Here is a 24,438-nt window from a genome sequence, read left to right as displayed (position 1 = left end):
GTGTCAGTGCACGACACGCCGCCCCGCGCCGTACAAGAGCGGTCGCTCGCAGTGCATGCTGAGCGCGTGGCGGTCAGTAAAACTCGCCGGGCCAGGGCGGCCCGCAGGCGTAAGCGGCGACTCGGCGCCGTCGACAACGACCTCACGCCGCAGCAGTGGCAAGCGCTGAAAGACGCGTGGAAGGGCTGCGCCTACTGCGGCGCGACGGATCGAGCGCTGCAGCGCGACTGCGTCATGGCGATCTCCCGCGGCGGCCGGTACACCATCGACAACGTCGTACCGGCGTGCGCCTCGTGCAACACCAGCAAGTGCAACGACGAGGTCACCGCGTGGCTGCGGCGCAAGCGTCTCGACGAGCGGCGCTTCCTCGAGCGTTACGTCGAAATTCGTGCCGCGCTCGCACTCGATGCACCGTGACGTGCCCGCGAACGTGCGGATAACGCTGCTCTGGCGCGGTGTGTCGTGTACACACACGCACTCTCGCGCGACAAAGAAGGGTGCGGTCAGGCCGGGGTGACGCCGGCGCTCATCACCCGCACCGCGCTGATCAACCCGTCCATCAGGTTGCCCTCTTTGAACGACGCGGCCGCCGCGGAGACGCCCAGCGGTGCGGCCTCCTCGATGCCGCGTCCCTTGACGTCGGCGCCGTAGACCACCTCGATCGCATGCTGATCGGGCGAGACCGCCAGCAGCACGGCGTTGTTCGGGGTGGGCACCTGGGCGAGGATCTCGCGCGCGGTGGCCGCGGTGTCGTCGCCGAGATCGCCGATGTACACGGCGAACCGGGCCTTCGAAGCGCGCGAGCCGTACTTGAGCGCGTCGTCGAGGAACACCAGGTCCTTGGTCGGGAAGGGGTAGTCCAGCGACAGCTCACCCGGCTGCGTGACACCGGAGATCCGGCCGCTGGAGGTGACCACCCAACCCATCGGGAGGTCGGTGTGCTCGAGCGCGGCCCGATGGCCGGTTACCGCAACGTCACCACTTGCCACTGGCGCCGCCTCCAATCGTCACCGCGTTGGACTGGTGTTCACCCACGTTTCCGCCGTGGGCCGCCGAGTCGGCGGCCACACTGCGTCCGGTCGCGTGCCCGTGATCGGCGGGCTCGTCGGACGCCCACAGAATCGGGGAGTGCTTCCAAGGGTCGGACATCTTGTAGCTCGCCGGGTGCGGGCCCTTAGTGCGCCAGATCAACAGGGCAAGGACGGCCGTCAGCCCGAGCGGCACCAAGGTCAGAAGCGCGATTGTCGTTGTGGTGCTCACGTCGCAAACCGTATACCAGCCGCGTTTACGCCGCGCCCTCGCCCAGATATCGAACCCATGATGGATCGAGTTCCTTGACGCTGGACAGCAGCCGCCAGTGCTGGCCCTTCGGCGGAACGGGCACGGTGCGCAGCGACCACCCCAGCTCGGTGAGCAGCCGGTCGGCCTTGCGGTGATTGCACGACGAACAGGCCGCCACGCAGTTCTCCCACGAGTGCGCTCCCCCGCGGCTGCGCGGAACCACGTGGTCGACGGTGTCGGCCTTACTCCCGCAGTAGGCGCAGCGAAACCGGTCGCGGTGCATCAGCGCCGCGCGCGTCATCGGGATGCGCGCCCGGTACGGCACCCGGACGTAGGAGCGCAACCGGATGACCGAGGGCACCACGATCGATCGGGTCGCCGAGTGGATCACCGGCCCGCCGGGATCGTCGTGTACGACGTCGGCCTTACCGCACATCAACATGATGACCGCCCGCCGCATGGGCAGAGCGGTCAACGGTTCGTAGGTGGAGTTCAGCAGCAGGACACGGCGGCGACCCCAGATCGAGCCATCGGTGGTACTCGGCGGATGGATGTCGACGCTGTGGAGGACGCGTGCCTGCGCGCCCGGTATCACCGACCCGGCTAGGGCGGTCGCGGCACCGTGACTCCGCGGGCCAGCCCTTTTGGACGGGCCTTTCTTGCGATGCGCCATACGTCCTCCGTCCGACAGTTCACCACGGATTCCTGTGAATCGCACGACAATTCTCGACGTGTTCGCAGGTCAGTCAGGTGAACATCGGGTGGTGCGCCCGCCTGACCTGGTGAATCCAGCAACAAGGAACAATGGTCGGCGTGACACAGCCACAGAGGTCGTTCTACGACGAAGTCGGTGGCCACGAGACGTTCCGCGCGATCGTGGCGCGGTTCTACGAGTTGGTCCGCGAGGACGAGATTCTGCGTCCGCTCTACCCCGAAGAGGACCTCGGACCGGCCGAGGTGCGGCTGCGGATGTTCCTCGAGCAGTACTGGGGCGGCCCCCGCACGTACTCCGACCAGCGTGGGCATCCGCGGCTGAGGATGCGCCACGCCCCGTTCCGGATCGGCTACATCGAACGCGACGCGTGGCTGCGGTGCATGCACACCGCGGTCGCGCAGATCGACTCGGACACGCTCGACGACGAGCACCGCAAAGAGCTGCTGGCCTACCTGGAGATGGCCGCGCATTCGATGGTGAACGCGCCGTTCTGATGACGAATCCTTGGTGGTCTGACGCGCTGTTCTATCAGGTCTATCCGCGCTCGTTCCGCGACAGCAACGGTGACGGGGTCGGCGACCTCGACGGGGTGACCGCCGGCCTGGGCTATCTCGAGGCGCTCGGCGTCGACGCGATCTGGCTCAACCCGGTGATGGTCTCGCCGATGGCCGACAACGGCTACGACGTGGCCGACCCACGCGACGTCGATCCGCTGTTCGGCGACATTGCGGCGCTGGACCGGCTCACCGCCGCCGCCCATGACCTGGGCATGAAGGTGACGATGGACCTGGTGCCCAACCACACCAGCTCCGCGCATCCGTGGTTTCAGGCGGCCCTGGCCGCGAGCCCGGGCAGTCGGCAGCGCGAGCGCTACATCTTCCGCGACGGCACCGGGCCCGGCGGTTCGGAACCCCCCAACAACTGGCTGTCGGTGTTCGGCGGGCCGGCGTGGACCCGGGTGACCGAAGCCGACGGCAACCCCGGCCAGTGGTATCTGCACCTGTTCGACGCCGAGCAGCCCGACCTCAACTGGGAGAACCCCGAGGTCTTCGACGACCTCGAACGCACACTGCGGTTCTGGCTCGACCGCGGCATCGACGGCTTTCGCATCGACGTCGCGCACGGCATGGCCAAGCCGCCCGGCCTTCCCGACATGAAGATCGTGGGACGCGAGATGCTGCTGGCCGAGATGGACGACGATCCCCGGTTCAACAACGACGGCGTGCACGAGATCCATCGCCAGATCCGGCGGGTGTTCGACGACTATCCGGAATCCGTTGCGATCGGCGAGGTTTGGGTTTACGACAACGAGCAGTTCGCCCGCTACGTGCGCCCCGACGAACTGCATTTGGGCTTCAACTTCCGGCTTCTGCGCGCGGCGTTCGACGCCGCCGACATCCGTCATGCGATCGAGAACTCGATGGCCGCAGCCGATCTAGTGGACGCCGCCCCGACGTGGACGCTGGCCAACCATGACGTCGACCGCGTGCCCACCCGCTACGGCGGTGGTGCCGTCGGTCTGGCCCGCGCCAAGGCGATGGCTCTGGTCATGCTGGCGCTGCCGGGGCCTGTGTTCATCTACAACGGCGAGGAACTGGGGCTGCCGAACGCCGCACTCCCCGACGAGGCGCTGCGCGACCCGGTGTGGGAGCGCTCCGGGCGCACCCGCCGCGGACGCGACGGCAGCAGGATTCCGATGCCGTGGGAGGGCGAAACCCCTCCGTTCGGCTTCTCGGACAACCCGGACACTTGGTTGCCGATTCCCCCGGAATGGTCAGCGCTGACGGTTGAGAAGCAGTTGGCGGACCCCGACTCGACGCTGGCGTTCTTCCGTCGGGCTTTCGAATTGCGTTCACAGCGTGCCGAATTCGACGGTTCGACGGTCGAGTGGCTGGACTCGCCCGCCGACAGCCTGGTGTTTCACCGCACCGGCGGGTTGGTGTGCGTACTGAACGCTGGCTCGCGGCCGATACCGCTGCCGGAAGGTAAGGTCCTGCTGGCGAGCGCGGAGGTGTCCGACGGCGCCCTCCGGCCCGACAGCGCTGCGTGGTTGGTCTAACGACCGCACGCTCGTGACGGCGCCAGTGACCGCACACTCACGGTGGCGCGAGCGGCCGCAAAATGTACACCTGTAGCGGCGTGTCGCTGTGCAAGCACGGTCATCCAGCTTCGCGTGGGGTCACGCGGCGTGAAAGGTCAGCGCAGGACGACAGCCGGGTCGCCGCGGCGGCGGTACACCGAACCGAAACGTGCGTCGATGCGTAGCCACGTCGGCGTCACGCGCACCCGCACTATCTCGTCGGCGCCCACCGCCGAACCCGACGGGGGTAGGAAACCCATTGCCGTCAAAGCGAATACACACCTCATCGGGATACCGACGCTGTCGTCGCCGGAACTGACCGCGACGACCTCCTGATCCAGCAGCGACACCGGTGGACCGTGGCTGCTGGAGTGCTCTTTGGCCAACTCCCCACCGCGCTGCGCCAAGTCAAGCACGACGCGGGCGGGCACATCGTCGAGGTGGACGAAGCCGGAGTCCGGCGGAAGCGCTCCGCGCCAGGCGGAATCCAGCGCGAAGCCGGGTTCGACGAAACCGGTACTGTCCACGGTCCGCAGACCCTCGGCCAGCGCGTCGGCGCCCGCCGAAAGATCCGGCGGATTGACCCGGCCCTCGACCACCCGGCTGGCCAGGACATCGAATCCCGTTGCCACCCAGGCGACCAGCACATCCTCTGATCGTTGACGCAACCTGATCACCGCGGCTTCGTCGAGACGTAAAGCCCGCTCGGCGAACGTCGCGAGGTCGCCGCGATGCGGTAGCTCGGTCAGCCAGAGGCCACGCTCGGATCGTGTCATCGTGTCCAGCGCTGCAGATACTCTTTTTGCTGCAGCGAAAGCCGGTGCAGCCGCTGCTCTTTGATGTGTACAGCGGCCAACTGGGTGTCCGCGATCACCGCCGGCTTCGAGTCCGGCGGCGCGCCCACCGATCGCACCTCGTAGCCGACGGTGAAGTCGACCGAGCGCACCCTCTTCGACCACATGGTCACCTGCAGCGGCGAGTCGATCAGCCGCAGCTGGGCCTTGTACGAGATGTTGACCTCGGCGATGAGCAAGCCGATCGTCTCGATCTCCGGGCCGAACGGCTCTCGCAGGAACGGGATCCGGGCTTCCTCGAGAATCGTCACCATGGTGGCGTGGTTGATGTGCTGATACATGTCGATGTCCGACCACCGCACATGGACCGGCGCGACAAACCCTGCCCCGCTCGTGGTGCGCGCGAGATCAGCGCCTGTCATCGAGAAGTCCCCGTTCCACTGGTCCGTGTCATGCTGCGAATCTGACGCGCCGCCACCGACAGCGTCGCGAGGTCGTGCTGACCGCTTTCATGAATCTCGTCGAGCGTGCGACGGGCGCGGTCCACCCGCGAACCGTTCGTGGTCTCCCATTCGGCGATCTTCTCCTCACCCGTCTCCTCGGGCTCGCCCACCGCCAGCACGTCCAGGCACAGAGCCCGCAGTGACCCGTAGATGTCGTCGCGAATCGCCAGCCGCGCCAACGAATGCCAGCGGTCGTCACGTTCGAGTCGCGACACCGCGGTGAGCAAAGTATCGGTGTTGAGGTAGTTCATCAACGCGAAGTAGGTGTCCGCGACCTCGTCGGGTTCGCGCTCCACGATGTCCCCGATGTCGATGATGTCGAGAAGGCTGAACTGGTACAGCCCCGTGGCCAGCTCGTACGCCAGATCCTCTGGGACTCCGCGCGAGGTGAGGTCGTCGGCCTCCTTGGCCACGATGGCCTCGTCGTCGCCGCGCAGCCACTCGGACATCCGCGGTGTCAGTGCCGCCACCTTGGCGGCGAACCGGTTGGTCTCGGCGCCCACGGCCAGTGGCTGAGGACGGTAGTTGAGCAGCCAGCGTCCGGCCCGGTCCACCAGCCGCCGCAGATCCAGCGTCATCCGGTCGGTCACCGCGACCGAAACACCGTTGTCCCCCGCCGCGCGGATCTGTCGCCAGATGTCGTTGATCCGGAAGATCGCGTTGGCCGCGGCGTAGCTGCGCACGGCATCCAGCGCGCCTACCCCGGCGTCCTCGCTGATGCGGTACACGTACGTGATTCCGCTGGTGTCGATGACGTCGTTGACCAGCATAGTGGTGACGATCTCGCGGCGCAGTTCGTGCGACCTAATCTCGGCGGCGAACGGCTCACGCAGCTTCTCGGGGAAGTACCACGGCAGCCGGGAGGCGAATGCCTCCTGATCGGGCAGTTCGCTGGCCAGCACGTCGGCTTTCAGCGCAAGTTTCACATGAGCCATCAGCGTCGCGAGTTCCGGTGAGGTCAAGCCGATTCCGGCGTCGGTGCGGCGGTGGATCTCCTTCTCCGACGGCAGCGCCTCGAGTTCACGGTTGAGGCCGCGGTCGGCGACGAAGGCCTTGATCATGCGCGAGTGCACCGGAAGCAGGCTCGCCGCGTTGGCGCGGCTGGTGCCCATCAGATCGTTCTGGTCCTCGTTGTCCCTGAGCACCAACTGCCCGACCTCGTCGGTCATCGACAGCAGCAGTTCGGTGCGGTCTTCGGGGCTGACCTTGCCCGCGGTGACCAGCGAGTCGATCAGAATCTTGATGTTGACCTCATGATCGGAGCAGTCGACCCCAGCCGAGTTGTCCAGCGCGTCGGTGTTGATCCGGCCACCCGCGAGGTCGAACTCGATACGCCCAAGCGCGGTCACGCCGAGGTTGCCGCCCTCACCGACTACCTTGGCCCGCAACTGGTTTCCGTTCACCCGGACCGGGTCGTTCGCACGGTCGCCGACATCGGCGTCGGATTCGGATTCGGCCTTGATGTAGGTGCCGATACCACCGTTGAACAACAGGTCGGCGGGCGCCTTCAGGATCGCCTTGATCAGGTTGGGCGGGGTCAGCTCATCGACGCTGTCGTCGATGCCCAGCGCGGCGCGGGCTTGCGAGCTGATCTGGATCGACTTGTGCTCCCTGCTGTAGACGCCGCCACCCTCGCTGATCAGCGAGGAGTCGTAGTCCTCCCAGCTCGACCGCGCCAGCTCGAACAGGCGCTTGCGCTCCTCCCACGAGCGCGCCGCGTCGGGATCGGGGTCGATGAAGATGTGGCGGTGGTCGAAGGCAGCCAACAGGCGAATGTGCTTGGACAGCAACATGCCGTTGCCGAACACGTCGCCGCTCATGTCGCCGACACCGACGACGGTGAAGTCCTCCGCCTGGGTGTCGACACCCATTTCGCGGAAGTGCCGCTTGACCGACTCCCACGCGCCTCTGGCGGTGATGCCCATGGCTTTGTGGTCGTATCCCACCGACCCGCCCGAGGCGAACGCGTCGCCGAGCCAGAAGCCGTAGGACTTGGCGACCTCGTTGGCGATGTCGGAGAACGTCGCGGTGCCCTTGTCGGCGGCGACAACGAGATAGGCGTCGTCGCCGTCGCGGCGCACCACATCCGGCGGCGGGGTGACCTGGCCGGACCCCTTGTCGACGTTGTCGGTCACATCGAGCAGACCGGCGATGAACAGCTTGTAACACGACACGCCTTCGGCGCGTTGGGCTTCGCGGTCGTCGGCGGCGTCTCCGGTCGGTGTCGGCGGCTGCTTGACGACGAAACCGCCCTTGGCGCCGACGGGCACGATCACCGCGTTCTTGACGGCCTGTGCCTTGACCAACCCGAGGATTTCGGTGCGGAAGTCCTCGCGGCGATCCGACCAGCGCAGGCCTCCGCGCGCCACATAGCCGAACCGCAGGTGCACACCCTCGACCCGCGGCGAGTACACGAAGATCTCGAACTTCGGTCGCGGCAGCGGCAATTCGTCGATCAGGCCGGGATCGAGTTTGAACGACAGCACGTCCTCGTGCCGAGCCGACTCCTGCCGCCTGACGAAGTAGTTGGTGCGCAGCGTCGCCTGGATCATCGACGCGAACGCCCGCAGCACACGGTCGGTGTCCAGGCTGACCAATGCGTCGATGTCGGCGCTCACCGCCGCGGCGGCCGCCTGGGCGTCGTGACGTTTCGGTGCATCATCCTGCTCGTCCTCGAACGGACAGAACAGCGCCTCGAACAGTTCGACCAGCGAACGCGCGGTCTTGGCGTGGTCGTTGACCACGGCCTCGATGTGCGACTGGCTGTACGGAAAACCCGCCTGCCGCAGGTATTTCGCGTAGCTGCGCAGGACCGACACCTGCTGCCAGTTCAGACCGGCCCGCATCACCAGCTCGTTGAACCGGTCGGTCTCGGCGCGGCCCTGCCAGATCGCGGTCAGTGCGTCGGCGAAACGCGTGGCGGTTCGGGTTCGTTCGGATTCGCTCTCGATGCGCGGGATCGACTTGTGCGGTGAGATTTTGAACTGGTAGATCCACACCACGAGTCCGTCGGGCCGTTCGACGGTGAACGGGCGCTCTTCGAGAACCACCACGCCCATCGACTGCAGCATCGGCAGCAGATCGCTCAACGAAGCGGAGTGCCCACCCAGATACAACGTGAGCTGCGCGGTGCCTTCCTCGAGATCGGTGAGCACCGGTTGGATCGAACCGTCCTGCAGCTCTTCGATGACCGTGATGTCATCGATCGCGTCGAGCGGCGCGACCGCCTGCTTGTACGCCTCAGGGAAGGCGGCGGAATAGTGTTGCGCCGTGCGCTGATTGATCGAACCCGTCTTCACCGCGCCGATCAACCGGTCTCCCCAGGTGCGCGCCGCTTCGGTGAGCAGATCCTGGATCCGCGATTCGTTGGTCGGGGACGTGTCGATGTCGCGGGCGTTGGTGTCGTCGGGCATTCGCACGGCGAAATGAACTACCGCCCATGGCGATTCGCTCACCCGCGCGGTGTACTCGATGCTTACACCGCCGAGTTCGCGCACGAGGATGTCCTGCATCTCCAACCGCACCGCGGTGGTGTAACGGTCGCGCGGTAGGTACACCAGGCACGAGACGAACTGCGCGAGCGAATCGGCGCGCATGAACAGCAACGTGCGCCGACGGGACCCGAGGTCGACGACGGCTTTCACCATGTCCAGCACGTCCTGCGCCGACAGGGCGAACAATTCCGCTCGGGGAATGGTCTGGATGATGTCGAGCAGCAGTTGCCCGGGGTGGCTGGGGTCGTTGCGGGACAGCGACAACGCCTCGTTCACTCTGCGTGAGATCAACGGGATCTCAAGCACGTTCGCGTTCATGGCCGCCACCGTGAACAAGCCGACGAAGCGATGTTCGATGACGGTCGGCCCGTGTTGTTCGCGCACGACCGCGATGTGCGGATAGGCGCCGTATCGCAGGTAGCTCGGAATGGTGGCCTGCGCCAATACGAGAAGGTCGTCGTCGTCGGTCAGCGGCGGCAGCACATCGTGGCGAAGTCGAAGCGCCCCCAGCCGGCTGGACGGATCGACCGACGACCGGCCGTCCTGTATCGAACATCGCTGGTAACCCAGCAGCACGAAATGTCCGTCGGCCAGCCATCGCAACAGCGCGGCGACGTCCTCGCGGTCGGGCCCGCGGAACCTGTTGCCGGTGTCGGTGGCCAGGTCGTGCGCCAACCGGCGCAGCGTCGACGACAGTTCGTCGGCATCGAGCGCGACATGACGCGCATCGGCGAGCACGCTCGGCAGCATCTGCGCCACCTGGGCCAGCGCCTTGGGGTCGACGGTCGCCGCGAGCTGAACGTGAATCCAGGCCTCGAACACACCGTTTCGGGACCCGCCGGCTTCAGCGGCCGGCGCGGCGTCGAGCAGTTCGCCTGCCCGAGCGCGGTGCACCCGCAGCACCGGGTTCATGATCGCGGTGTAGGCGACGCCGAAGCGGTGCAGCAGCACCGTGACCGAGTCCATCACCATCGCGGAGTTGTCGGTGACGATCTGCAGCGCGGGGCCGAACCCGGGCGGGTCGTCGGCGCGGTACACCTCGACGCGGGTATCGCCGTAGGGGCGGAAGCGACCGAGCCGGTGATGCGCCGCGATGAGGTTCGGCGTGACGACCTTATGCGCCGTCGCCGTCACCGGCATGGTGACCGTGGACTCGGCGGCGGGGGCGTCGGCGTGCGGACCCCGGTAGGTCTCGAGATAGGCCCGCGCGAGTCGCGCCATGGTCTGGTCGTCGAGTCCAGGAGAGTGGTTGGCCCCGGTGACGCCGACCCCGGCGCCCGCTGATCTCCCGACGTCTCCCGGATTCACCGACATGCGACGCTCCTGAACTGTAGGCGCGGACCTCCGCCATTGGATGTCACCACCAGCCCCGATGGGCGAAGCGGCTCCGCGGTCCGCAGAAGACGACCCTAGTAGCCCGCACGCGGGCTTTGCGGCTACCCCGCCGGATCAGTCGCGCGTGAGCTTCCGGTGCGTCACGCGATGCGGGCGGGCGGCCTCGGCGCCGAGCCGTTCGACCTTGTTCTCCTCGTAAGCGCCGAAGTTACCCTCGAACCAGAACCACTTGGCCTCGTTGTCCTCGTCGCCCTCCCACGCCAGGATGTGGGTACACGTGCGGTCCAGGAACCACCGGTCGTGGGAGATCACGACCGCGCAGCCGGGGAAGCTCTCGAGCGCGTTCTCCAGCGACGACAGCGTTTCGACGTCCAGGTCGTTGGTCGGCTCGTCGAGCAGGATCAGGTTGCCGCCCTCCTTGAGCGTCAACGCCAGGTTGAGCCGGTTGCGTTCACCGCCGGATAACACACCGGCCGGCTTCTGCTGGTCCGGGCCTTTGAAGCCGAACGCGGAGACGTAGGCCCGCGACGGGATCTCGTTCTGGCCGACCTCGATGTAGTCCAGTCCGTCGGAGACGACCTCCCACACCGTCTTCTTCGGGTCGATGCCCGCACGGCTCTGGTCGACGTAGCTCAACTTGACCGTCTCGCCGACCTTGACCGTGCCGCTGTCGGGCTGCTCGAGGCCCACGATGGTCTTGAACAGCGTCGTCTTACCGACACCGTTGGGACCGATGACCCCGACGATGCCGTTACGCGGCAGCGTGAACGACAAATCCTTGATCAGGGTGCGTCCACCGAAGCCCTTGTCGAGATGCTCGACCTCGACGACGACGTTGCCCAGCCGTGGCGGCGTGGGAATCTGGATCTCCTCGAAGTCGAGCTTGCGAGTCTTTTCCGCCTCGGCGGCCATCTCCTCGTAGCGCTGCAGGCGGGCCTTGCTCTTGGCTTGCCGTGCCTTGGCGCCCGATCGGACCCAGGCGAGCTCGTCTTGGAGACGCTTTTGCAGTTTGGCATCCTTGCGTCCCTGCACGGCGACGCGCTCGGCCTTCTTCTCCAGGTACGTCGAGTAGTTGCCCTCGTAGGGATAAGCCCGCCCGCGGTCGAGTTCGAGGATCCACTCGGCCACGTTGTCCAGGAAGTACCGATCGTGCGTGACGGCGAGGATCGCGCCCTTGTACTCGGCGAGGTGCTGTTCGAGCCACTGCACGCTCTCGGCGTCCAGGTGGTTGGTGGGCTCGTCGAGGAGCAGCAGGTCGGGCTTGGACAGCAGCAGCTTGCACAACGCGACCCGTCGGCGCTCGCCTCCGGACAGATGGGTGACCGGCTCGTCGGGCGGCGGGCAGCGCAACGCGTCCATCGCCTGCTCGAGCTGGGAGTCGATGTCCCAGGCGTCGGCGGCGTCGAGCTCCTCCTGCAGCCGGCCCATCTCCTCCATCAGCTCATCGGAGTAGTCGGTGGCCATCAGCTCGGCGACCTCGTTGTAGCGGTTCAGCTTCTCCTTGATCGCCACGCCCTCTTCGACGTTCTCGCGGACGGTCTTGTTCTCGTTGAGCGGGGGCTCCTGCTGCAAAATGCCCACAGTCGCTCCGGGCTGCAGGAACGCGTCGCCGTTGTTGGGCTGGTCCAGCCCGGCCATGATCCGCAAGACGCTCGACTTGCCGGCCCCGTTGGGACCGACGACGCCGATCTTCGCGCCCGGAAGGAAGTTCAGGCTGACGTCGTCGAGGATGACCTTGTCGCCGTGCGCCTTGCGGACCTTCCGCATCGAATAGATGAATTCGGCCATGCCGTGGGATGCCTTTCAAAGTTGCGAGTCTCTCGGGTGATGCTCGCGGACCATCGTAGGCGTGGCCCCGCCGGCGCAGCCGAGTGAGCTACTCGAGCTCCTGCGCCGGCGGCGTCCCCGCGCTACGCGGTCAGGGGCAGCGCCGTGTGGGGCTGCTCCGTGTCGTCGTCATCACCGGTGTCTTCGGAGTGGTCTTCCGGGTCGGTGAACCGCTGTTCGGTCTGCTGGCGCCCCCGGTCGATGCGTGCCGAGCACCGTGCCAGATCCGGCCCGACCGATGTGGCGCGAACTTCGACCGACGAGCGTCGGTTGCCGTCCCGGTCGTCGTATTCGCTTGTGTAAACGTGTCCGACGACGATGACGGGGTCGCCCTTGACCAGCGCCGCGCTGGTCCCGGCAACCACTCTCCCCCAGCAATTCACCGTCACGAACAACGAGTTTCCGGGCTCCCATGTTCCCTCTGCCGTGCGGCGGCGCGAGTTGCTCGCGACCCGGAACCGGACCATCTCCTGATCCCCCACCCGCCGATGGATCGGGTCGGTGACGATGTTGCCGACGATGGTGAACGGTGTCTCGAACATGACGATCTCCTGTTTCTTTGCGTTTGCTTGCCGACCAGCCTTGTGGCGTGTCGGTGACACCGCTATTGAGCGCCGCGGCGCCGACACCGGAAGAAGATCAGCGCGCGTCGCGCAAAGATGCTGTGGATGAATCAGGCGTTGGGGATGAGCCGCCTATCCCCCCGCCGAGCCCAACGTTTTGGTTGCTCGACTCGCGCGAACTCGACCATTGCGTCGGTTTCGAGCGGGCGTCCCCGGAACCTACGGGCGCCAGCCCCTCGACAGCAGGGCGTTTCGCGCCTGCTCGACGATGTCGACCCCGCGGTCCTCTTTGATGACGTGGATGACGTGCCAACCGAGCCGCTGCAGAACGCGATTGACCTGAACGTCGAGCACATATTGTCGCCGGCTGGTGAGGTGTTGTTCTCCGTCGTACTCGGCGCCGACTTTGAAGTCCTCCCAGCACATGTCGATGCGCCGGACGTAGCGGTCCCACTCGTCACGGACGACGAATTGTGTGGCGGGGCGAGGTAGGCCGGCGTCGATGAACAGCAGCCGCAGCCACGTTTCCCTCGGCGACTCGGCGCCGCCGTCGACGAGCGGCAGCGCCGCCCGTAGCTGGCGCAGACCACGCACACCGCGATGACGTTTCGCCAGTAGCGCGACGTCCTCGGTGGCGAACGGGCACGCATTCATCAACGCGTCCAGGCGTGCGACAGCCCGGTCACGAGGCTGATGGCGGCCCAGGTCGAACGCGGTTCGAGCCGGGGTGGTCACGCGAATGCCCGCCACCGTGGTGACCTCGCCCTCCCCGAGGGTCTCGTCACGGACGATCAGCCCGCGCTGGCGCCGGAGCGCCGCGACCAATTCGATGGGAACGTCGTCCACGACCCATTTCGCCCCGTGCATCGCAGAGGCGGCCACCCCGGCGATCACCGCCGAAGGCGAGGCGAGGGATACGCCGGCGATCCGGTCGCGCAGCGACACGTCGTGGCGTCTCGGCACGTAGATGCCCCGATACAGCGGCCGATACTGACTACGCAGGCGTGCCCTCGTGAGGTGGCCGGCGGCCACGGCGTCACGGCCGACGAACGGGATCTCCACACTGTTGGGACGCAGACGGCCGCTGGTCTGGCTCCCACCGTTCTCGAAACCGACGCAATGGTCGATTCGCCGGCCGGAAACCAGCCAAAGCGTCGGTCTGGGCGCCAGATCGCCAGATCTCAGCGCGAAGAGGCGTCGCGGCGGGCGAGCTCGGCGAGCATCGCGTTGTAGGCGGCGAGCTCCGCGTCGTCGTCGCGGTCGGCGGCCCGGTCGATCCGCTCGGCCGTGCGCTGGTCGCTGCGCGTCCACTGGATCAGCAGCGCGAGCATCACCAGCACGAGCGGGACCTCACCAGCGGCCCAGGCGATTCCACCGCCGGTGCGCTGATCGGCGAGCAAGTCGGTGTGCCAGCTCAACTGCAATGACCGGTAGAACGGCTCGCCCAGCACGGTCTTGGTCCCCATCAGCACCACACCGAAGAACGCGTGCAGCGGCAGCGACGCGAACACCATCGCGACCTTGCCCAGGTGAGGAATCTGGCGCGGCGCCGGATCGATACCGATCGTCACCCAATAGAAGAGGTATCCGCTGAGCAGGAAGTGCACATTCATAAGCACGTGGGCGCCGTGGTTGTCGACCGCCGCGTCGAACAGCCCGCCGAAGTACAGCCCATAGAAACCCGCCACGAAGATGACCGTCGCGATGATCGGCTGGGTCAGGAACCGCGACACCCGCGAGTGCAACGCGGCCAGCAGCCACTCCCTGGGACCCGGCGGCTCGCCGCGGCGAGCGGTCGGCAGTGCCCGCAGGGCCAGCGTCATCGGCGCGCCGAGCACCAGCAGGATCGGCACCAGCATCGACAGCGTCATGTGCGCGATCATGTGCATCGAGAACATGGCGGGCATGTAGCGGCCCAGCCCCGACGACGTCGCGATCAGCAGCGACGCGCAGCCGCACAGCCAACCCAGTGTCCGTCCGACCGGCCACGCGTCACCCCGACGGCGAAGGCGACGCACACCGAGCAGGTAGACCACTGCGAAGACGATCGCGGCGGTGCCGAAGATCAGGTCGAAACGCCAGTCGAGCACGATCCGCTCGAAAGTGGGCGGGCCTGTGAGGTCGTATCCGATCGCCACCTCGACGGGGGTGGGCTGTTCGGCCAGCGGCGGTGGTGGAGTGCGGCCGAGCCCGACCGCGATGCCGAACGTCGCCCCGAACAGCAGCGCCTCGAGCAGCGCCAGACGCATCAGCGGACCGCGCGCGTCCGGGTCTTCCTGCAACGCGGCCACCGCGGAGCGGCGTTGCCACCAGCCGATCACCGCGAGCAGGGCCAATGCGCAGATCTTCGCGACGATCAACCAGCCGTACTCGGTGCGCACCAGGTCGGCGGGTTCGACGCGCACGAGCGCGTTGATCACACCGCTGACGGCCATGACGACGAAGCACCAGAACGCGAGCGCCGAGAACCGGCGGGCGGCGAGATCGGCGTGCTTGCCGCGCCGCATCGCGTGTACCAGCAGGGCGAGCAGACCACCCGCCCACAGCGCTGCGGCGGCCAGGTGAAACAGCAGGCTGTTGGTTGCCATGTCGTGAGCGCCGCCGGTGGACGAATGCCCGGCCAACCCAAGCGGGATCAGCGTCGTCAACGCCCCGCCCAGCAGGACCGGCGTCCATGACCAGCGGAGCACCGGGATGCTGGCCACCGTGACGGCGGCAGCCAGAAACGCCGTCCACCGCCACGCGCTGGCCATGTCGACGAGGTCGGCCGCCGACCAGACGGCCACCGGGTCGAGCGTCTGGTTCAGTGGCTGACCCGAGACGTCGGACACCGTCAACGGAACCATCAGCGCCGCGCACACCGTCCAGGCCGCGGACGCGCCGGTGCCCAGGCGCAACGCGCGGTACCCGCCGGCGTCGAGCACGCCGTTGGTTTGGGGCGGCGTCAGGAACGCGGCGAACAGGAAGGATCCGACGGCGATGACCGCAGCGATTTCGCCGGCGGCCCGCACGAACGGCAGGCCGTAGGTCGTGATCGGGCCGGGATCCGGCAGTCCGGTCGCACTCAGCGCGTCGGCCAGCGACAGAGCGCCGATACCCGCGGCGATCGTCCCCGCCAGGACAGCCACCCCGACGAGCACCGGCCATACCGCGCTGGTGCGCATGCGCGATGCCGTCGTCGTCATCCCACCAGCGTATGGCGCGGCTCGGCCTTCAAGGGAATCGCCGAGCGTACGGTTGCTCACGCTGCTACTCGCGATACGCGTACACCACCGTGCGCTCGGCGGACTCAGGAGGCTTGGCGCGCCTCACGACGCGCGATCTCGCGCGCGATGAACTGCTCGCGGGCGAGCTGCTCGACCTTGTCCATATCGCGCAGGATGGCCCGCAGTTCGTCCCGGAACGCGGTACGGCGCTCGTGCAGGTCGGCGGCGGGTTCGATCAGGTCCTGGTCGGCGGCGACCTGGCGGGCGGTCGCGAACAGCAACGCCGACACCGCTTCGTTGCTGCGCACCCGGCTCTGCGCGACGTACTGGTTGCCCAGTCCGAGTGCCTTCTTCGTCAGGTCCTTCTCGTCGATCTCAGCGGGGGCGTCGAGCAGCACGTCGGCGACGATCTCGTACGCCTCGAAGAACGGGCGCAGCATGGCGCCCGCCAACAGCGGCGACTTGGTCCGCAATAGCTGCTCGACCTGCGGCTCACCGGCCGTCACCTGCTCCTCCCAGCCGCTCTGCCAGGACAGTTCCTCGGCGACGTGTTCACGGAACGCCGCCGAATCGGCGAAGTAGAAGTCGAACTTCAGCAGATCGCGCAGTCGCATCACCTGCGACCAGAACGCCTCCAGCCGGTCGGACCCCGCACGGCCGGCGTGCACCAGCGCCAACTCGACCAACGAGGTTTCGAGGAACGCGTCGATAAGGGTGTTGCGGTAGAACGCCGCTTCGTGTTCGTCCTCGGGAGCGATCCGCCAGACCGGCTCGCGCCCGCCCTCGACGCAGGTGACGGGGTGCCGGTTGGACAGCGCGTCGAGCGCGGCCCGCACACCTTCTGGGGTGCGCAACCGCAACGCGCTGTTGGTCATCGGGGTCTGCTTACGCTCGAGGTAGTCCAGCGAAGGCTGCAGAGTGTGATGAATCTGGTTCAGCGTCAATGCGATTCCGCGCGTAGTGAGCAACAGCGCCGACACCAGCGCCGAGGCGTTGACCGGTGTCGCCCGCAGGATCCGCCACGACACTTCGAACGCCATCTTCTGCAGGGCAAGGCGTTTGGCGCTCTCATCGGTGGTCATCGGCCCGTGCGGCGCATCGAGGTACTCGCGCATGGAGACGGCCTCGGGGAAGCGGACGTAGATCTTGCCGTAGTTGCGCTCGCCCTGGGCCTTGATGAAGTTGTACATCCACGACAGGCTTTCGGGCGTCTTCTCGCCGCCGCGGGCGTAGGCGGCGTATTCGGACGTCTCGTGCAGCTGGTCGAAGCTGATCGACACGGGCTGCAGCAGGATGTCCTCGCTGCGGCCGTCGAGGTACGCGTCGGCCACGTAGGCGAGCAGGCCGAGCTTGGGCGGCAACATCTTTCCGGTCCGCGACCGCGTACCCTCGATAGACCAGCTGAGGTTGAATCGCTTCTCGACGATGTAGCCGACGAACTGCCGCAGCACATACTTGTAGAGCGGATCGTCGAGCTTGCGACGCAGGAAGATCACGCCCGAATGGCGCATCAACGGCCCCATGAAGCCGAACGAGAGGTTGATGCCCGCGAAGGTGTGCACCGGCGGTAACCGGTTTTCCTGCATCGCCACCGGTACGATCACGCCGTCGAGGTAGGACCGGTGCGAGAACAACAGCACTGCCGGATGGTTCTCCAGGTTGCGCCGCATCAACTCGACTTCGTCGCGGTCGTAGTCGATATTGGGATCGAAGCCGCGGCTGAAGATCGCGCGCCCCAGCGATGGAATCAGATCGACCGAGAACCGACTCCACCCGGTGGAGAGTTCGTCGAGCATCTCCCCAGCGGTCTCGAGGTCAGCACCCGGAATTTTCGTCAGCCCTTCGCGGAAACGCGCCGACGCCAACAACTCCGGCTTGATGAGCCGTGGTGATTTGTATTCGGGTCCCAGCAGCCGCAGTTCCACCCGCTCGATCGCCAGAATCGCGCGGCGGATTACGAAACGCGCGAATTCCCGGGGGTTTTCGGCGACGGTAGTGTCGGCCCACTGCTGACGCAGTTCGGAGACCTTCGCCGGTTCACCGGCGACGACGCGGGCTCGCGTCCGGTCGCGGCGCAGGATGCGGCGCTGCAGAATCTCGGGCGGCCGATAGGTGTCGCGGCCCGAGAGCAGCGCCACCACCTTGGATCGGGTGGGCAGGCCGCCGGGCACCCAGAACACCCGCACCGGCACCACGGAGCGGTCTTCTCCCGCTTCGAGTTCGGACACGAGCGAAGCCAGCACACCGGCAGGCGGGTCCTCATACGGCAACAACAGGACGTCGATCTTGGCCTCGGGGTTCTCGCGCCGTTGCCGCTCGAGCCAGTCGTCGAGCAGATCACGTTCGGCCGCAGAGGAAGCCGACGCCAGCACGAGCGCGTCACCGGTGGGCGTGAAGGGCGTGTACTGATCGACAGACGGCTTCACGGACGCCCCCTCCCCGCGGATTTCGTCGCCGACTTCTTGGCGGCCGGCGCGTTGCGCACCGACTTGGTCGCAGACTTGGCTTCGGACTTGGTCGCCTTCTTGGTCGCCTTCTTCGCCGTCTTCTTGGCGGGCGTGCTCTTCGGCCGCACGTTGCGGTCGTAGAGCTCGGGAAGCGACGACTCGTCGTGCGGCCAGTCCGCCAACGTGTCGAGGTAGAGCTGGCGCACCTCGGCGATGCGCTCCCCGAGATTGTCGTGCGTCCAGTCGTCGACCGGGATGGGCGGATAGACCACGACGTCGACGGTGCCCGGGTTGAAGGTGCTCGAATCGCGCGCCGCGATCACTTCGGCGTTGCGAATGACGATGGGCACCACCGGAATACCGGCTGACATCGCGATTCGGAACGGCCCCTTCTTGAACGGCCCCACCTCGGTTGTGTCCAACCGGGTGCCCTCCGGCGCGATCAGGATCGACAGCCCCTTGCGCGCGAGTTCCTCGACTTTCTTAAGCCCTTCGACCGCCTTCTGCGGATCCTCGCGGTCGATGAACGCAGCGTCCATGATCTTGCCGAGGGTGCCGACGATCGGATCCTTCTCCAACTCCTTCTTGCCCACCGACGTGAAGTTGGTGTCTACCAAGTGGCCTGCGATCAACGGGTCGGCCTGGTTGCGGTGGTTGAACAGGAACACCGCGGGACGCTTCTTGGTCAGGTTCTCCTTGCCCAACACGTTGATGTTGATGCCAAGGGTGCTCATCAGCGCCCGGCCGAAGGCCGCGGTGAAGAAGTTGACCCCGTTGCGCTTGCTCCGCGTCAACAGCCCCAGACCGAGCGCCCCGGCCGCGATGGGTCCCATCGTGGCGATACCCGCCGCCGTGCGCAGATGTGAGACCGGGCTCGCACCACTGCGACTGCTGAAGCGCAGCACCGGCCAGCCCCGCTTCGCGGCGACCGCGGCGAGTTTGCCTCCCGGATTCGTCGGGCGGGGGTTGCCCACCAGATACATCAGCGCGACGTCCTCGTCGCCGTCGGCGTAGAAGTAGCTCATCGACAGGTCGACACCGTGCTCGGCGGCGAACTTCTGCACCGCCCTGGCCTTGCCCGGCCCCCAAATAATCGGGCGTGTCACCTCGCCGGTGAGCAATCCGTGCTCATCGATCTCGAACTTGTTGCTCAACACATTCGAAATGCCGAGGAAGCGCGCGACCGGCTCGACCTGCACCGTCAGCGCCGACGAGCTGAGGACGACGGTGTGACCGCGGGCCATGTGCGCGCGCACCAACTCGCGCATCTCGGGATAGATCCGGCCGACGATCTTCTGGACGAACAACCGCTCGGCGAGTTCGTCGACGTCCTCGAGCGAGTTGCCGCGCAACATGCGCGCACCCTTGCCGATCAGGTCCTCGAACTCCGACCGCCCCAGTTGGTGGTTGAGGCCGGCCTGAACCATGCCGATAAACTCGCCCATCGACATCTGGCGACGACGAAACCGGTCCTGCGTCATCACGACGCCCGTGAAGCCGGCGACCAGGGTGCCGTCGAGATCGAAGAACGCGCCGACTTCGGGTCCCTGCGGGCTGGCCTGAATCTCGGCGACCGAACCCGGCAGACGCATGGTGCGCCGCGAGGTCTGACCATTTGGCGAAGTCATTGCGCTGCGCTCCCATTCGACGACGAAACAGTGGAAGGGGCCGGGTCGACGGTGAACGAGGCGGGTTCGGCTCGACCGTCGCCGCCCAGGGCGAGGACCTCGTCGAAACCCGACAGCAGGCAGCGCGCCCACAACTCCTGGTCGGTGATCGCCGCGCGGTCATAGCGGGTGGTGATCGTGCAGTAACCCGAGCGCGAGATCAACACCACCATCATCGCCACGCCCGGCAGCGGACCAAGTCCGTACTGGCGCAGGACTTTTGCGCCCGCGATGTAGGTGTCCCCCGCGTACACCGGGACATTGCTGGCCTGCACGTCGGAGTTCACGATCGAGCCGGCCATCGTCTCGAGGGCGGTGTCAGGTAGCAGGCCGACCAACGGAGCGATGGCGCTGACCATGTCGATCGCGCGTTCCTCGCGCTTGGTGGTCATCTGCGAGCGGATGTTGCGGATGCGGATCTCGGGGTCTGTCAGGCCGATCGGCGCGGCGAGGTTGAGACCCGCGAACCGGTTTCCGCCCGCCGGGTCCGCATCCGAGCGGAGGTTGACCGGAACCGCCATCGGCAGCGTGTCGAGCGGTACGCCCTTGGCTTCGTGGTAGAGCCGCAGCGCGCCACTCAAGCCCGCCAGATACGCGTCGTTGATCGAACCGCCGGCCGCCTTAGCGGCCCGGTGCAGGATGCCGAACTCGATGTCGATGGCTTCGCTGCGCGACGACAGGCTGCGTCGCCGCAGCACCGGCGACGGATCGGCGACGGGACCGATCACGCGCGCACCCGACATGGCGTATCCGACAGCGCCGCCGAGCCGGGAGATCGGGTCGCGGATCACCTCCCCTGCTACGTGCGCGGCGCCGAACAACGCTCCGCGCACGCGGCCCGCGATGGTGCCGGGCAACCGGACGAGCCCTTGGCGCATCAGGTCGTTGGGCGACAGGTCCTGCGGGATGGGAAGGGGCGGGAGGGGCTGTGGCGACGGGTCGCGCTCGAGGTCATAGAGATTGGCGAACATCTCGACTCCGCCGACACCGTCGGTGACCGCATGGCTGAGGTGAACGACCATCGCGGCGCGGTCGTGGGCGAGTCCTTCGACGAGCGTCGCCGTCCACAGCGGCCGGGAGATGTCGAGCGGCGATTGCGCGGCAACCTCGGCGAGGTCGAGCACCTGACGGAACGTGCCGGGTTGCGGGGCGCGCACCCGACGGAGGTGGAAGTCGAGGTTGAAGTCGGGGTCCACCACCCACCTCGGCGCCACGGTCGGCAGCGTCGGCATCACCACCTTCTGCCGCAGCCGCAAGACCTTGCGCGAGGCGGCGTCGAACTTGGCGCGGAACGTCTCCCAGTCCGGCGCGCAGTCCAGGAGCTCGACGGTCATGATCCCCGAACGGGTACGCGGATTGGCCTCGCCGCGATGCAGGATCTGGTCGAGCGGGCTGAGCTCCTCAGGAAGTCCCGCCGCATCGAGTTCCGGCACGTCGCTCATAACCCGTAACGTCCTCCTGGTCGTGAAGCTGTCGTCCCCACGCTAGTCGGCGGCAAGAGGGCGCGAGAGCCCTTTAGTGCTGTCGTGCGGCAGGAGTTGGCGCGTGCTGACCGGTGACGCCGTGGGCCATTGGTTAGGGTTAGCCCACCCGCCCCCGTAGCTCAGTGGATAGAGCAACCGCCTTCTAAGCGGTCGGTCGCAGGTTCGAGTCCTGCCGGGGGCACTTCGCGTTTTGTATTAGGTCGGCTGATGCTGGACATATCTGTTTCGGGTGATTCCTGACAGTGTTTCGGCTGATGCTTGACAGTTGCTTCGGTTGATCCTTGACACTCCCTTAATGAGGGAGTTGAGCGTGGCTAGCAAGTCAGCCTGGGGCAGCACTACGCCGGTTCGCGCTGTGATGTTCACGTCGACGGTGACCTGCTGCGCTTTTACATTGGCGACGTTCTGGTCAAGACCGCCGCACGCGCCAGCACCGGCAAGGTAAGAAACAAACGGGCCCTGCGCACCCAAACAGAGCCCTAACCACCACACCGAGTGTCAAGGATCAACCGCAGTAGATCCGTCAAGAATCAACCGAAGCCCAACAGGGGGCGCTCATAGCGCGGCGCCCTCCATGCCCGGCGCCGTCACCTCCGCGCACCAGCGATCACGGCGGCGGTCTGCGGATCGCTGGCATCACACTGCGGGAGGATCGCGTCGTTCGGATACCCGATGCCGACGGTCCAGGCGTTGCCGGATTCGTTCTTCTCAGAGCCGCTTGACACGCAACTCTGGAGACGGGCTCGGGCGATTGCCTCGAGGCAGCGCCACTGCTGATAGCGAGGATCCGTCTTGTCGGCCTCGATGTTCAGCCACTTGCTGTAGTCGTCCAGGTCCGTGAAGAGTCGGTCGTCGAACAGAGTTCCGTACATCTCGAACCCCTTCGCGCACACCAGCGTGTTCTCGAAGGCGTCCGGATTGTTGACCCCCGGGAAACCCTTCACCGTGGCACGGATGTCCCGATAGGCGGTGAAATTGGGGAAGTACTGCGGCAACTCGTTCAGCGCAATGGGCTTGCCCCCGGGTTTGGTGGGCTTTTGAATCGTCAGGGTGTTGGTGAACAGCTGCCAGCGCCACATGAAGTCGTTCACCTGCCCAACCTGCTTGTCATCGGCGGCGAGGTCGCCGGCGGCAATGGCCGCCGGCAGAAATTTCTCCTTGAAGAGCTGCTGCGGTACCGCATAGGTCGAGGTGAAACCGTTGTAGGAGAGTTCAAGGACGACGATCTGTTTGTCGTTGTCCACGGTGTACTTGGCGTGCATCACCGAGTCCGGGGCGGCCAGCGTGTCATCGGTGCTACCGGGCGTCCGTACGGCGTAGCCGGCAGGCGGCCCTCCGGCCCCGTTGCCCAGCGCCATCAACGGATAGGCGGTCCAACCGTCGAAAAGTTCGTCGTTGAATCCCGCCTGCCACGGTGAGTTCCAGGGCACGACCTCTCGCGCATCGCCGACGTCGAAGCCGGTGTTGCCCGCAGTGAGTTCGAAGTTGAAACCGCCGTTGGCCCACAGGGTCTTCGTTCCGCCGAACCCGCAGTAGGTCGGAGCCACATCGGAGAAGACGGGCATCGGTTGAAGAATGGTCATCTGGTCCCAAAGGCTTTGCGCATCGTGGATCGCGGGCAGAGCACTGCGGGTGACCGGCAAGTCGAAGGAGATCTCCTCGAAGTTGTTCTTCGCGAACATATTTGGGCCGTCGTAGTAGCGCAGCCAGACTGGGGGCCTGCCGTCGCTGGGACACTTGCGCGCATCCAGCCGAAATGCGTCGGTCTTCCGGGTGGTGGTGAAGGTGGGGTCGCCGACGATGCCGATCGCGTCACCGTCCTTGGTGAGGCAGACCGCGGCTTGATTTCCGTTTTCGACCCTCAGCTGCGGCGGGCCGCAGAGTTCGGACAGGAAATTGCCGTCCGTGGCGAAGGTCTGCGCGGGTGAGGAGCAGCTGACGAGGGAAAGGGTCAGGACTGAAATTGCCGCGATGGCCACAGCGTTGACTCTGGAAAGCCTGATCGGCATTGAGGTTCCTCCCGATCGTGGAGTCGCCTCCGCGGCACAAGTTATCAGGCTTCTGCGGCCCAGGGCGGTAATGACCATCAACTGCGCATGCATGTCCTCGCGCCGGTGCCAAATGGCGGTGCCGAGCACTACGGCCGCCACAGGGCGCGAAGGGCAATCCGCCCGCGCGCACGCCGAGACGCCGGACTGAGGCAGGAGTCGCGCCCGCTTACGGGCGCCGCTGTCGGAGGAGGTACACATGACTCAATGCCCGCCAACGACGTTGACCACCGACTGAGCCCGCCGCCGGAGACGGGCTACATCTATCGCACGGCGTGGCGCGTCGCCACGGGCGACATCGACGGCGACCTGAACCTGCGCCTCGACGGCGTGGCCCGCTACATCCAGGAGGTCGGCGCGGAGAACCTCGTCGACGCCGGCGAGGCCGACGACCACCCGCACTGGCTCGTCCAGCGCACCGTCATCGATGTCATCGAGCCGATCGACTTTCCGAACGAGATCTCGTTCAGCCGCTGGTGCTCAGCCCTGTCGACCCGGTGGTGCACGATGCGCGTCGACCTGGTCGGCAGCGACGGCGGCCGCATCGAGACCGAAGGCTTCTGGATTGCGATCAACAGCAAGACGCTCACCCCCCAGCGCGCCTCGGACAGCCTGATCGCGCGGTTCGCCACCACCACCGACGAACTCCGCCTCAAGTGGCGGCCCTGGCTGACCAACCTCGACGACGCCGACGAGCAGATCCCGTTCCCGCTGCGTCGCACCGACATCGACATCTTCGAACACGTCACCAACACCGCCTACTGGCACGCCGTCCACGAAGTGATGGCGCACGTGCCCGACCTCGGCCGCGCCCCGTACCGCACGGTGGTCGAGTACCGCAGGCCCATCCGGTACGGCGAGGACGTGACCATCCGGTGGGCGCGCCGCGGTGACGCCGTGCACATCGCGTTGACCGTCGGCGAGGACGTCCGCGCCGCGGCTCTGATCGCCAAGCTGTAGCCCGTCGCGTACTATCGCGCCATGCGCCGATGTT

Annotated in this window: 18 protein-coding genes, 1 tRNA gene and 1 pseudogene; 6 read left to right on the top strand and 14 right to left on the bottom strand. The window is 66.5% G+C overall.

What is annotated here, in order from left to right:
• Positions 1 to 66 precede the first annotated feature (66 nt).
• Positions 67 to 417, top strand: a complete 351-nt coding sequence (locus tag AAHH99_RS19165) for an HNH endonuclease (RefSeq protein ID WP_418770093.1) — start codon at positions 67 to 69, stop codon at positions 415 to 417.
• Between the two features lie 86 nt (positions 418 to 503).
• On the opposite strand, the gene AAHH99_RS19160 is transcribed toward AAHH99_RS19165, so the two are convergent.
• The 3 genes from AAHH99_RS19160 to AAHH99_RS19150 are packed head-to-tail and all read right to left on the bottom strand — an operon-like array spanning position 504 to position 1,954.
• A complete protein-coding gene (locus tag AAHH99_RS19160; RefSeq protein WP_064396905.1) occupies positions 504 to 989 on the bottom strand; it encodes a DUF5130 domain-containing protein in 486 nt (161 codons plus the stop codon).
• Positions 976 to 1,260 carry a hypothetical protein gene (locus AAHH99_RS19155; RefSeq protein WP_418770092.1) on the bottom strand — a complete coding sequence of 95 codons (285 nt, stop codon included), beginning with the start codon at positions 1,258 to 1,260 and terminating at the stop codon, positions 976 to 978. The genes AAHH99_RS19160 and AAHH99_RS19155 overlap by 14 nt, the downstream gene beginning before the upstream one ends.
• 25 nt (positions 1,261 to 1,285) lie before the next feature.
• The gene (locus AAHH99_RS19150) at positions 1,286 to 1,954 is read right to left on the bottom strand and encodes an HNH endonuclease (RefSeq protein ID WP_418770091.1); all 669 of its coding nucleotides are present in this window, start codon (positions 1,952 to 1,954) and stop codon (positions 1,286 to 1,288) included.
• Positions 1,955 to 2,085: 131 nt separating this feature from the next.
• Between AAHH99_RS19150 and AAHH99_RS19145 the strand changes: the two genes are divergently transcribed.
• On the top strand, positions 2,086 to 2,490 hold the full coding sequence (locus tag AAHH99_RS19145) for a globin (RefSeq protein WP_418770090.1): 405 nt from the start codon (positions 2,086 to 2,088) through the stop codon (positions 2,488 to 2,490).
• Positions 2,490 to 4,055 carry a glycoside hydrolase family 13 protein gene (locus AAHH99_RS19140; protein ID WP_418770089.1) on the top strand — a complete coding sequence of 522 codons (1,566 nt, stop codon included), beginning with the start codon at positions 2,490 to 2,492 and terminating at the stop codon, positions 4,053 to 4,055. The genes AAHH99_RS19145 and AAHH99_RS19140 overlap by 1 nt, the downstream gene beginning before the upstream one ends.
• Positions 4,056 to 4,192: 137 nt before the next feature.
• Here the strand turns inward: AAHH99_RS19140 and AAHH99_RS19135 are convergent, their stop codons facing one another.
• The 10 genes from AAHH99_RS19135 to AAHH99_RS19090 all read right to left on the bottom strand — a co-directional run bounded on the left by AAHH99_RS19135 (position 4,193) and on the right by AAHH99_RS19090 (position 21,354).
• Positions 4,193 to 4,852 (bottom strand): hypothetical protein, encoded by a 660-nt coding sequence (locus AAHH99_RS19135; protein ID WP_418770088.1) that lies wholly within the window; start codon positions 4,850 to 4,852, stop codon positions 4,193 to 4,195.
• On the bottom strand, positions 4,849 to 5,292 hold the full coding sequence (locus AAHH99_RS19130) for an acyl-CoA thioesterase (RefSeq protein ID WP_418770087.1): 444 nt from the start codon (positions 5,290 to 5,292) through the stop codon (positions 4,849 to 4,851). Before AAHH99_RS19130 ends, AAHH99_RS19135 begins: the two co-directional genes overlap by 4 nt.
• Complete coding sequence (locus tag AAHH99_RS19125) at positions 5,289 to 10,181, bottom strand: NAD-glutamate dehydrogenase (RefSeq protein WP_418770086.1); 4,893 nt, start codon at positions 10,179 to 10,181, stop codon at positions 5,289 to 5,291. Before AAHH99_RS19125 ends, AAHH99_RS19130 begins: the two co-directional genes overlap by 4 nt.
• 135 nt (positions 10,182 to 10,316) lie before the next feature.
• Complete coding sequence (ettA, locus tag AAHH99_RS19120) at positions 10,317 to 11,990, bottom strand: energy-dependent translational throttle protein EttA (RefSeq protein WP_418770085.1); 1,674 nt, start codon at positions 11,988 to 11,990, stop codon at positions 10,317 to 10,319.
• Between the two features lie 122 nt (positions 11,991 to 12,112).
• The gene (ssb, locus tag AAHH99_RS19115; protein WP_418770084.1) at positions 12,113 to 12,571 is read right to left on the bottom strand and encodes a single-stranded DNA-binding protein; all 459 of its coding nucleotides are present in this window, start codon (positions 12,569 to 12,571) and stop codon (positions 12,113 to 12,115) included.
• 240 nt (positions 12,572 to 12,811) lie between these two features.
• A complete protein-coding gene (locus tag AAHH99_RS19110) occupies positions 12,812 to 13,654 on the bottom strand; it encodes a hypothetical protein (protein WP_418770083.1) in 843 nt (280 codons plus the stop codon).
• 119 nt (positions 13,655 to 13,773) lie between these two features.
• Positions 13,774 to 15,777, bottom strand: a complete 2,004-nt coding sequence (locus AAHH99_RS19105) for a cytochrome c oxidase assembly protein (RefSeq protein ID WP_418770082.1) — start codon at positions 15,775 to 15,777, stop codon at positions 13,774 to 13,776.
• Between the two features lie 104 nt (positions 15,778 to 15,881).
• Positions 15,882 to 18,224: a glycerol-3-phosphate 1-O-acyltransferase gene (locus AAHH99_RS19100; RefSeq protein ID WP_418770081.1), complete on the bottom strand. Its 2,343-nt coding sequence runs from the start codon at positions 18,222 to 18,224 to the stop codon at positions 15,882 to 15,884.
• Positions 18,221 to 19,873, bottom strand: a complete 1,653-nt coding sequence (locus AAHH99_RS19095; protein WP_418770080.1) for an HAD-IB family hydrolase — start codon at positions 19,871 to 19,873, stop codon at positions 18,221 to 18,223. The genes AAHH99_RS19100 and AAHH99_RS19095 overlap by 4 nt, the downstream gene beginning before the upstream one ends.
• Positions 19,870 to 21,354 (bottom strand): wax ester/triacylglycerol synthase family O-acyltransferase, encoded by a 1,485-nt coding sequence (locus tag AAHH99_RS19090; protein ID WP_418770079.1) that lies wholly within the window; start codon positions 21,352 to 21,354, stop codon positions 19,870 to 19,872. Before AAHH99_RS19090 ends, AAHH99_RS19095 begins: the two co-directional genes overlap by 4 nt.
• A 150-nt stretch (positions 21,355 to 21,504) precedes the next feature.
• Here AAHH99_RS19090 and AAHH99_RS19085 point away from each other — a divergent pair.
• Positions 21,505 to 21,577, top strand: a tRNA-Arg gene (locus tag AAHH99_RS19085).
• Positions 21,578 to 21,714: 137 nt separating this feature from the next.
• Positions 21,715 to 21,879 (top strand): annotated as a pseudogene (locus AAHH99_RS19080) (IS481 family transposase); the annotation flags it as partial.
• A 104-nt stretch (positions 21,880 to 21,983) separates the two neighbouring features.
• Here AAHH99_RS19080 and AAHH99_RS19075 read toward each other — a convergent pair.
• Positions 21,984 to 23,534 (bottom strand): hypothetical protein, encoded by a 1,551-nt coding sequence (locus AAHH99_RS19075; RefSeq protein WP_418770078.1) that lies wholly within the window; start codon positions 23,532 to 23,534, stop codon positions 21,984 to 21,986.
• 117 nt (positions 23,535 to 23,651) lie between these two features.
• On the opposite strand from AAHH99_RS19075, the gene AAHH99_RS19070 reads away from it, so the two are divergent.
• Complete coding sequence (locus AAHH99_RS19070; RefSeq protein ID WP_418770077.1) at positions 23,652 to 24,404, top strand: acyl-[acyl-carrier-protein] thioesterase; 753 nt, start codon at positions 23,652 to 23,654, stop codon at positions 24,402 to 24,404.
• Positions 24,405 to 24,438 lie beyond the last annotated feature (34 nt).

The sequence above is a fragment of the Mycobacterium neumannii genome (assembly GCF_048452905.1).
Taxonomy (GTDB): Bacteria; Actinomycetota; Actinomycetes; order Mycobacteriales; family Mycobacteriaceae; genus Mycobacterium; species Mycobacterium neumannii_B.
The sequence above is the reverse complement of the archived record's forward strand: the minus strand, read 5'-3'. Positions and strand labels throughout refer to the sequence as shown.

Bases quoted from the DNA above. Each gene is read 5' to 3' on its own strand.
- AAHH99_RS19095 (WP_418770080.1), bottom strand. From the start codon at position 19,873: ATGACTTCGCCAAATGGTCAGACCTCGCGGCGCACCATGCGTCTGCCG.
- AAHH99_RS19125 (WP_418770086.1), bottom strand. From the start codon at position 10,181: ATGTCGGTGAATCCGGGAGACGTCGGGAGATCAGCGGGCGCCGGGGTC.
- AAHH99_RS19145 (WP_418770090.1), top strand. From the start codon at position 2,086: ATGGTCGGCGTGACACAGCCACAGAGGTCGTTCTACGACGAAGTCGGT.
- AAHH99_RS19150 (WP_418770091.1), bottom strand. From the start codon at position 1,954: ATGGCGCATCGCAAGAAAGGCCCGTCCAAAAGGGCTGGCCCGCGGAGT.
- AAHH99_RS19140 (WP_418770089.1), top strand. From the start codon at position 2,490: ATGACGAATCCTTGGTGGTCTGACGCGCTGTTCTATCAGGTCTATCCG.
- AAHH99_RS19130 (WP_418770087.1), bottom strand. From the start codon at position 5,292: ATGACAGGCGCTGATCTCGCGCGCACCACGAGCGGGGCAGGGTTTGTC.
- AAHH99_RS19105 (WP_418770082.1), bottom strand. From the start codon at position 15,777: ATGACGACGACGGCATCGCGCATGCGCACCAGCGCGGTATGGCCGGTG.
- ettA (WP_418770085.1), bottom strand. From the start codon at position 11,990: ATGGCCGAATTCATCTATTCGATGCGGAAGGTCCGCAAGGCGCACGGC.
- ssb (WP_418770084.1), bottom strand. From the start codon at position 12,571: ATGTTCGAGACACCGTTCACCATCGTCGGCAACATCGTCACCGACCCG.
- AAHH99_RS19135 (WP_418770088.1), bottom strand. From the start codon at position 4,852: ATGACACGATCCGAGCGTGGCCTCTGGCTGACCGAGCTACCGCATCGC.
- AAHH99_RS19090 (WP_418770079.1), bottom strand. From the start codon at position 21,354: ATGAGCGACGTGCCGGAACTCGATGCGGCGGGACTTCCTGAGGAGCTC.
- AAHH99_RS19070 (WP_418770077.1), top strand. From the start codon at position 23,652: ATGCCCGCCAACGACGTTGACCACCGACTGAGCCCGCCGCCGGAGACG.